This is a genomic window from Pinirhizobacter sp., assembly GCF_035317885.1.
Lineage (GTDB): Bacteria > Pseudomonadota > Gammaproteobacteria > Xanthomonadales > Rhodanobacteraceae > Pinirhizobacter.
Window position 1 is genome coordinate 1 of the sequence record NZ_DATHFX010000059.1, and the last position, 8,591, is coordinate 8,591.

Consider the following 8,591-nt stretch of genomic DNA (forward strand, 5'->3'; position numbering starts at 1 on the left):
GGCCGTAGAGGCGCTCGGTCTTGATGGCGATCTGCTCGCGCAGCGCCCCCAGGCCAATGCCCGGCGCGTATTGGTTGTGGCCCGCGGACATCGCTCGGGTCAAGGCTTCGCGCAAGGGTTCGGGTGTTTCGAAATCGGGGAAACCCTGTCCCAGGTTCACCGCCTTGTGCTCCACCGCCAGCTGGCTCATCACACTGAAGATGGTGGTGCCGACCTTCGGCAGTTTGGTCTCGATCTGCATGCTCACCTACAGTTTCGGTTTGGACGGCTAAACGGGCATCGTAGCACGGCCCGCTTCCTTGCACTTTTCAAGGCGCGCCGCGCGCGCCGGCGGCAGGCGTTCGGCCAGGAAGTCGACGAAGGCGCGGACGGCGGGAAGCAGGCCGCGGCGGCTGGGATACAGAAAGTGCAGGATGCCCTCGGCGGTGGTCCAATCCGGAAGCACCCATTCCAGCTTGCCGCTGGCAATGCCTTCGCCGCAGAACTCCTCCGGCAGCAGGGCGATGCCGGTGCCCTGCAGCGCGGCATCGAGCAGCGCGTTAAAATCGCCGGTGACCAGGCGCGGCTGCACTTCCACCGACTCGCGCCTGCCACCGGCATCGACCAGGTCCCACACCTGCGCGCCATCGTGCTCGGACATCGACAGGGCATCAAAACCTGCCAGGTCCGCAGGTTTGGACGGCCGGCCGGCCCTGGCCAGGAACCCTGGCGAAGCCACCATCAGCGCACGCGACCCGCCGAAGCTGCGCAGCACCATCGTGGCGTCGGTATCGAGCTTGTCGCGCACGCGGATCGCCACGTCGAAGCTCTCGCCGATGATGTCCACGCGCCGGTTGCTGGACAGCAAACGCACCTGCACCTTCGGGTACATGGCCAGGAACTCCGGCAGGATCGGTCCAAGCAGCGACTGCACCAGGGAGACCGGGCAACTCACCCGCACCGTGCCGCGGGGCTCGGTGCGCAGTTCATCCACGGCGTCCTGCGCGGCCTGGGCTTCTTCGAGCACCGCGCGGCAATGGCCATAGAACCGCTCGCCCACTTCCGTCACCACGAACCGGCGCGTGGTGCGCTGGAGCAACCGCACGCCAAGGCGCTCTTCAAGCTGGGCGATGCGCTTGGACAGGCGCGACTTGGGCACGCCCAGGGCCCGCCCGGCGGCCGAAAAGCCGCCCTGTTCGACGACGGCAGCGAAAAAATACAAATCGTTGAGGTCCTGGAGCGCCCCACCCATCGAGACCATGTCGTTTCCCGGCGTGAACGATTAGTCCCGATTCTGCCAGCTTATCGAATGATTGTCGCGGACTTACCCTTGTTTGCAGTCGCGGCGCTTCCGCCGCAACCCGAACGAGGATCAAGCCATGAAACTGCTCCACATCGACGCCAGCGCCCTTGGCGCTTATTCGGTCTCACGTGAACTGACCCAGTCGGTAGTGGGCCGGTTCCGCGATGCCTATTCCAACCTGGAAGTCACCTACCGCGACCTCGCCGTCCTGGGCCTGGACCACTGGAGCCCCGTCGCCGACCCGGCCCATCCCGAAGCCGTGCAGAACAAGGCTTTGGTGGATGAATTCCTTGCCGCCGACATCGTGGTGATCGGTGCGCCGATGTACAACTTCTCCATCCCCAGCCAGCTGAAGGCCTGGATCGACCGCATCACCGTGGCAGGCGTGAGCTTCCGCTACACCGCCAATGGCCCTGAAGGCCTGGCCGGTGGCAAGCGGGTGATCGTGGTGTCCTCGCGCGGCGGTGCCTACGGTGCCGAAGCCCCGGCGGCGGCGATGGATTTCCAGGAGCCGTACCTGCGTGCGCTATTCGGCTTCCTTGGCGTCGAAGAAGTGGAATTCGTCCGCGCCGAAGGCCTGGCCATGGGCGATGACAACCACAAGCAGGCCACCATCGAGCGCGCCCGCGCCGTGGTGCAGGCCTTGCCTCTGCAGGTAGCAGCCTAAAGGCACACGGGCAAGCGCTCAGCGCTTGCCCGGCTTGTCCTTCGGCATGTTCTGGTGCTCCTGGGGACTACCCGTCCCCGGTACCTTGCTGCCGTCGGCGGGACGTGGCCTGGGGTTGGTTTCCTCGTAACCGGAATTACGTTTGGGTTTTTCGCGCTCGGCCATGGCTTGACTCCTGTGGCACTGGCATCGTGCCGCCGCCGGCGTGAAGGCCGTGTTCCCCGCTCCACCCATGGGCGGTCACCAAGAGGCCCGCCAGGCTCAGCAGATCCTGACGGTTGTGCTCGGCCACGCGCTTAAGGTTGGTCGACGCGCCGCCGCGCAGGTACGACAACCATGCGCGGGGTGCTTCAGCGCCGGGCAGGTCGTCTTCGCGCAGCACCTCCAGCAGCTTGCGTTCGGCCGTGGCCAGGCGGCAGTTCTCCCACACATGCCGGTAGCGCCGGCGCATCGGGTGCAGCATATCCACATGCAGCAGGCCCGACAGCGGGTTGGCCATCCGCGCCAGGCGGTAACGCGTGGCCAGCAACGGCGCATCGTAGGATTTTCCGTTGTAGCTCAACAACACCGTGCGCGGCTGGATCCATTGGGCAAACGTATCCAGCATCGCCGCCTCCCCCGACATCGCGGTGAGGTACAGCTGCCGCACGCACAACTCATCGCCCTGCCAATGGGCCGCGCCGATCATGAATGCACGTGTGCCCGTGCCGCCAGCCAACCCCGTCGTCTCGGTGTCGAAGGCGAGCACGTCGTCGCGCCGCGCGGCATCCATGCGGGCGAATTGCAGGTCGAAGTCCTCAGGTACCGTCGTTGCCGCGTGGCGCCGTTCCAGGTAACGCAGGCCCGGGGCGATCTCATCGCCGGGGACATCGCGCGAACCACGCTCGACCCGCCCGATGGCGCGATCGCGCAGGCCTGCGAGGCGTCGCAGGCTCTCGCGCAAAGAATGATCGACAGGCGCGTTACTGCTTGATGAAGGCAGTGCCATCGGGCTCGGAGCCGACATTGGCGCCGGTAACGACGATGAAGGCCTTGCCTGCGGCAAACCCGCCTGATCGCGCAGCCGCGCCAGGCGCAGGGCCAGTTCACTCATGCGGGAACGACCATCAGGCCCAGCACGCGCAGGGCGAGCATCTTCGGCGTTTCCTCGTGCTTCTCCTCCGCCGCCAACACAGGCCCCACACAGGCCGGGCAACCTGCCTTGCATGGGCAACGTTCCACGTTCTGCAAAGCCATGCGCAGCAGCTCGGCTGAGCGCCCGAACAATGGCTCGGACAGCCCCACGCCACCCGGGAAATTGTCGTAAAGATAAACCGTGGGCACGAAGCGGTCGAAGGCGTCGGGTACGGCCAGGCTGCCATCGTCCCCGCGCAACTGCCCGCGACCTGAGTTATCCACCTGCGCCGACCATCCGCCGTCGCCACCGCCCACGGCACGCTGCAGGTCGCGGCCCTCGGCCATCACCGCCACGATGGCCGAGGTGTGCAGCGAGTAGCCGGCTCCCAGGAAACCATCCAGGGCCGCCTGGCGCGAGGCGAACGCGGTGTCGAGCACGGCTTGGGGCAACTGCCACCACACCGCGGTGGTATGCAATTCCTGGTCGGGCAGCGCTACCGGGCCGTAGCCGATATTCTCGTGCGTGTAGTAACGGATCTTCTTGTAGCCGGCCACGCGCCGTACCACGTGCACCTCGCCATGATGGCAAGTGCCCTGCCCTGCGTTCGCGCCATCGAAGCGCTCCAGTTCCTTGAGCTTGGTGTAGTCGATGGCGTCGGTGTAGTAATCCACATGCGTGCGCGTGCAATAGGCCTTGCGTCCTTCCCAGTCCAGCCGCTCCACCTGGTAGGGCACCGACTGCACCATATGGATGGCGCCTTCATACAGGGTGAGAGCCGCGGCGGAATAATCAACCTCCGCAATGATCACCTGGCGTCCGTCGGTGCGGTCCACGACCACGAAGTTGCCGTCCGCCACCGAACGCAGGCTCACTGCATTGGCGGGATAGCTGTCGGCGATCCATTCCCAGCGATTACCTTCCTGGTGCACCACTTCGCTTTCGGCCAGCACCTCAAGATAAGGCTCGGCGTCGATCGGTCCAAAGCGCTCGCCGCTGGTAAAAGTAAGTTCGAAGGCGGCGCAACGGATGTGGTCGAGCAGGATCAGCATCTGGTCCGGATGAATGCGCGCATGTTCAGGCGTGGCTTCGATGAAGAATTCCGGGTGGCGCATCAGGTACTGGTCGATCGGCGTTGAACTTGCCACCAGTACGCCGATCGACGGCCGCTGCCGGCGCCCCGCGCGGCCGAAGCGTTGCCAGGTAGCGGCGATGGATCCCGGATAACCATTCAGGATCACCGCATCGAGGCTGCCGATATCCACGCCCAGTTCCAGCGCGGAAGTTGAAACGATGCCGTCCACGGTACCGGCGCGCATCTGTTTCTCCACTTCACGCCGCTCGGTGGGCAGGTAGCCGCCGCGATAGGCGCGGATGCGTGGCGTCTTGCGCGTGTCATGGTCGAAAACGTCTTTCAGGTATTTGGTGAGCACCTCCACCATCAACCGCGACTGCGCGAACACCAGCGTCTTCAACCGTGCCTTGATGGCGATGCGGGCGATCAGGTTCGATTGCGACCGCGCCGAGGCGCGCAGGCCGAGGTCCGGGTTGATCACCGGCGGGTTCCACAACAGTATGTGTCGATCGCCCGTGGGGGCGCCGCTTTCGTTCACCGCGAACACATCTTCCTCGATCAGCGCGCGGGCATGCTCGGCGGCGTTGCCGATCGTCGCCGAGCAAAGGATGAATTGCGGCCGCACCCCGTAGAACGCGCAGATGCGCTTCAGGCGCCGGATCACGTTGGCCAGGTGCGAGCCGAATACGCCGCGGTAGCTGTGTATTTCGTCGATCACTACGTAGCGGAGGTTCTCGAAAAACTGCGCCCACTTGGTGTGATGCGGCAGGATGCCCTGGTGGACCATGTCCGGGTTGCTAACCACGATATCCCCGTGCAGGCGGATCGCCTGCCGCGCGTCGCCCGGCGTATCGCCGTCGAAGGTGAACGCTTTCACGCCCAGCTCCCCGGCACGGTTGATCTCCAGCAATTCCGACACCTGGTCCTGCGCCAGCGCCTTGGTGGGGAACAGGTACAGCGCCTTCTTCCCGGCGGCAAGGGCCGCGGCCAGCACCGGCGCTGTGTAGCAGAGCGTCTTGCCCGACGCCGTGGGCGTGGCGATCACCACGTGCTTTCCTTCCTGCGTGGCCCGCCAGGCATCGGCCTGGTGGCGGTACATCCGTGCCATGCCGCGTGCGCGCAAGGCGTTGGCCACCGCTTCGGGCAGGTCATCGGGAAAAGGGACGTAATCGCCAGGACGGCCTTGCACCAGCAAGCTGCCAGTGACCCGGTCACGGTATTTATCGCGCAGCCGGCTGGCCAGAAGCTGGCCGTCGGCCTGCCGGGGCACGATTTCACTGTCGGCGCGGGCCGCGGCTGTACTTAAGTAATTCGACATGCGGCCCCGCCCCTTGGATGACAGCGCATGTGTAAGGCAGCGCAGTCTCACCAGCTGCGACTAAAGCCTTCAGGCCATAAAAATGCCGCCGTCGCACGGGGGCGACGACGGCTAAGGGGGTAAGGCTAGATGCCCCGGCCACCTGTCCATTGCTCAGACGGACCGATGACCGGCGCGCATATAGCAGAACATTGATTGCCTAGACTTGTATGTAGGCGCGTACCTACACTTTTTCGGCGTCAGGAAGGGTCGATGGCAGGCGCCTGGTCCACCGTCGCCCACACGCCGCTTTCATCTTCCACGCGCAGTTCCACGTCCACTCCTTTCTGGCTGCGGATGGCACCGGCCATCTGCAAGGCCTGGCGCATGGCGTCGGCACGCGTGGCATAGACCCCCACCAGGGTCGATCCGCGGCGGAGCGTCCATTGGCCGTGCGCCGACGCGTTGTAGGGAACGTACAGGACGGTGCGCTGTGAATTCATGAGACTCCGGCGCGGACAAAAGATGGGGCCGCACCGCGACGCTAGGCGGCATCCCGTCGCGGCAGCGTTACGACCGGGTCGCGCGGTGGCTCACGTTCAAGTTCGTGATGAAAGTGCAAGCTACGTTGCCCTGGAAATTCACCCTAGCCTGAACGGTGGCGGCCTAACGTAGACCCAAGCCTGCCGCGCCGCGCAGGTACGGAGGAAACGATGGACAAGAATCGCGTTGAAGGTACGAAGCACGAAGTCAAGGGCGCCATCAAGGAAGGCATCGGCAAGGTCACCGGCAATGTCGGAAAGCAGGCCGCCGGCAACATCGAGAAGAATGCCGGCAAGATCCAGAAGGAAGTCGGCAAACAGAACGACGCCATCCGGGACGCCGATCGGCATTAATTCCCCCCGCCGCTCCGCTGGAAGCCGCGGCACTACGAGGAAGGCCGCCCGAGGGCGGCCTTCCATTGTTCACGGCGACAGGCGCGGACGCGTGTTCAGGCAGCGTCCTGGTCGGAACCTTCGCGGGCCGTCTTGCGATTGAACGCGCAAAGGCGGGCTTCGGCCACCGCCTGCAACAGCTGGTCGCGATCGAAGGGCTTAGCCAATCGAATGCACGCATCGGGCAATTCCATCTCGCCGTTATCGTGGGTGCACAGTGCCACGATGGCCAGATCCGGGCGCTGGGCAGCGGCCCACTGCAGGAAGCCATCTTCGTCGTCGTCAACGAGGTGGTCGCAATGGGTAACCAGCACGGCGAGCTGCGGCATCGCATTGAACAACAGACGGGCCTGGCCGCTGCGTTGCACCGTCACCACGCGGTAGCCCTCGCCTTCCAGCGCCAGACTTGCGCCTTCGGCGACACGGCTGTCGGGCTCAACGATCAGCAGTGGTAGGCTGGATATCATCGTAAATTCCTGCATGTGCCTGTGCATCCTAGCAAAGCGGCCTGCTGAACGTCGAGGACGCCCTCACGATGCCATGGCATTCCTTTCACCTACATGACTGGAAAAATCCCGGGTCTAACCGCCCTGGGGAGGGTTGCCATGCACCGCGAACCGGACATTCCCATCGAGCCCGACCAGGGGCCCCCACATCCCCACCGCGGCACATCGCCTGATCCGGTCGAACACGAACCCGACCGCGACCCCGCCGATCCCGCCTGATCGCCAGCGGGGCCACCGGGGTCAGAGTGATGACTCTGACCCCTACCGCTTCCCTGCCGCCTGCCATTAAAGAATTCCGCCGACCTCCCGACATAGTGGACGAGGGGCGTGATCGACGCCCTCCGCACGCCCCAGGGAGTCCACGCCCATGATGACCGAAAAGACCAGCCCGGCACCCCGCCCCACGTCCTTCCGCGTCTACAAGCCCCTCGCCACCGCCCGTTCGCGCCGGTTCGTCTCGCGCGGACGCCGCCGCGCCACTCCCCGGAACTGATACCCCGCCCGTGGCGGTGGCATGGCCTGAACGTGACGAACTGGCTATTGCCGGTTCGACCGAAGGGCTCAATCATCGGCCTACCGTCCATCCCGGAGCGCCCTCGTGGCCGATACCCCTGTTGCAAGCGGCATCAAGGTGCGTCCCGTGGAGCGTGCCGACGAAGCACGCTGGCGCCCGCTATGGGACGGCTATAACGCGTTCTACGGACGTGCCGCTGCCACTGCCCTGCCCGACGCCATCACCGAGGCTACCTGGAATCGGTTCTTCGACGAAGACGAACCGGTGTTCGCGCTGGTGGCCGAAGCCGAAGGCAGCCTGGTCGGGCTCACCCACTACCTCTTTCATCGCAGCACCACGCGCCTGGCGCTGGTGTGCTACCTGCAGGACCTGTTCACTGTACCTGCGGCGCGTGGCAGGGGCGTGGCGCGTGCGTTGATCCGCGGCGTGTACCATCGCGCCGCCGATGCAGGTATATCGCGTGTCTACTGGCAGACGCAGGACAACAACACCGACGCCCGGCAGCTTTACGACAAGGTCGCCAAATTCCACGGCTTCATCGTCTACAGCCACGACCAGGCCTGAAGAGCCGATCCATGCCATCGTGCCAGCGCATGCCCTGGCATCCATGCCCATGCGACACTCACCATCAGTAGACGCCCGGCCAACCGGCAGGCGCGCTGGACAAAGGGGGTTGCATGTCGTGCAAATGGACGGCGAAAGCCGCGTACCTGGTGATCGTGTTGAGCCCGGCGTGCTTTGCCGCTGGCGCTACGAAACCCGCACCCGCCGTGGTGCAGGCACCCGTTGAGGCACGCGTGCCATTCAGCCCGACACTGGTGACGGGCACCGATGGCTTGCAGCACCTGGTGTATGAAATCCACGTCACCAATTACTACGGCGACACCGGCCTGCTGACTGCGCTCGATCTGGACGTTAAGGCAGACGGCTCGGATGCGCCCCTCGCCCACTGGTCGGCAACCGATATCGCCGGCATGGCAAAACCCGAGAAGGAAGGCCAGCCGCTGCGGATCGAACCGGGCAAGCAGGCCACGATCTATGTGTACCTTAGCCCGCGCGCCGGCGTGCAGCCCGGCGTGCTGCGTCATACCATGCATTTCGACATGGGCGGCAAAATCGCCCTGCTGGACGGCGTGCGGGTGGATGTGTCGTCCACGCCACCGATGCGCCTGGGGCCGCCATTGAAAGGCGGACGATGGGT

General features: G+C 65.0%; 11 protein-coding genes and 1 pseudogene. 5 read left to right on the forward strand and 7 right to left on the reverse strand.

Annotated features, from left to right (window positions below):
* Positions 1 to 241 (reverse strand): annotated as a pseudogene (locus tag VK519_RS01760) (methionine aminotransferase); the annotation flags it as partial.
* Between the two features lie 27 nt (positions 242 to 268).
* Complete coding sequence (locus VK519_RS01765) at positions 269 to 1,240, reverse strand: LysR substrate-binding domain-containing protein (RefSeq protein ID WP_324347071.1); 972 nt, start codon at positions 1,238 to 1,240, stop codon at positions 269 to 271.
* Between the two features lie 118 nt (positions 1,241 to 1,358).
* Here VK519_RS01765 and VK519_RS01770 point away from each other — a divergent pair, with 118 nt between their 5' ends.
* A complete protein-coding gene (locus VK519_RS01770) occupies positions 1,359 to 1,949 on the forward strand; it encodes an FMN-dependent NADH-azoreductase (protein WP_324347073.1) in 591 nt (196 codons plus the stop codon).
* Between the two features lie 18 nt (positions 1,950 to 1,967).
* Here VK519_RS01770 and VK519_RS01775 read toward each other — a convergent pair whose 3' ends face one another.
* The 4 genes from VK519_RS01775 to VK519_RS01790 all read right to left on the reverse strand — a co-directional run bounded on the left by VK519_RS01775 (position 1,968) and on the right by VK519_RS01790 (position 5,938).
* Positions 1,968 to 2,114: a hypothetical protein gene (locus tag VK519_RS01775; RefSeq protein ID WP_324347075.1), complete on the reverse strand. Its 147-nt coding sequence runs from the start codon at positions 2,112 to 2,114 to the stop codon at positions 1,968 to 1,970.
* Positions 2,086 to 3,042: a ribonuclease H-like domain-containing protein gene (locus tag VK519_RS01780; RefSeq protein ID WP_324347077.1), complete on the reverse strand. Its 957-nt coding sequence runs from the start codon at positions 3,040 to 3,042 to the stop codon at positions 2,086 to 2,088. The genes VK519_RS01775 and VK519_RS01780 overlap by 29 nt, the downstream gene beginning before the upstream one ends.
* Positions 3,039 to 5,411, reverse strand: a complete 2,373-nt coding sequence (locus VK519_RS01785) for a DEAD/DEAH box helicase (protein ID WP_414692675.1) — start codon at positions 5,409 to 5,411, stop codon at positions 3,039 to 3,041. The genes VK519_RS01780 and VK519_RS01785 overlap by 4 nt, the downstream gene beginning before the upstream one ends.
* A gap of 284 nt (positions 5,412 to 5,695) precedes the next feature.
* A complete protein-coding gene (locus VK519_RS01790; RefSeq protein WP_324347079.1) occupies positions 5,696 to 5,938 on the reverse strand; it encodes a hypothetical protein in 243 nt (80 codons plus the stop codon).
* A gap of 210 nt (positions 5,939 to 6,148) precedes the next feature.
* On the opposite strand from VK519_RS01790, the gene VK519_RS01795 reads away from it, so the two are divergent.
* A complete protein-coding gene (locus VK519_RS01795) occupies positions 6,149 to 6,331 on the forward strand; it encodes a CsbD family protein (protein ID WP_324347081.1) in 183 nt (60 codons plus the stop codon).
* A 95-nt stretch (positions 6,332 to 6,426) separates the two neighbouring features.
* Here the strand turns inward: VK519_RS01795 and VK519_RS01800 are convergent, their stop codons facing one another.
* Complete coding sequence (locus VK519_RS01800) at positions 6,427 to 6,837, reverse strand: DNA-binding transcriptional response regulator (protein ID WP_324347083.1); 411 nt, start codon at positions 6,835 to 6,837, stop codon at positions 6,427 to 6,429.
* A gap of 406 nt (positions 6,838 to 7,243) precedes the next feature.
* On the opposite strand from VK519_RS01800, the gene VK519_RS01805 reads away from it, so the two are divergent.
* The 3 genes from VK519_RS01805 to VK519_RS01815 all read left to right on the forward strand — a co-directional run.
* On the forward strand, positions 7,244 to 7,369 hold the full coding sequence (locus VK519_RS01805) for a hypothetical protein (RefSeq protein ID WP_324347085.1): 126 nt from the start codon (positions 7,244 to 7,246) through the stop codon (positions 7,367 to 7,369).
* A gap of 105 nt (positions 7,370 to 7,474) precedes the next feature.
* Positions 7,475 to 7,954, forward strand: coding sequence for a GNAT family N-acetyltransferase (locus VK519_RS01810; RefSeq protein ID WP_324347087.1), 480 nt, complete (start codon positions 7,475 to 7,477; stop codon positions 7,952 to 7,954).
* A gap of 113 nt (positions 7,955 to 8,067) precedes the next feature.
* Positions 8,068 to 8,591, forward strand: a 524-nt coding sequence (locus VK519_RS01815; protein ID WP_324347089.1) for a hypothetical protein, incomplete at its 3' end; no start/stop codon positions are given.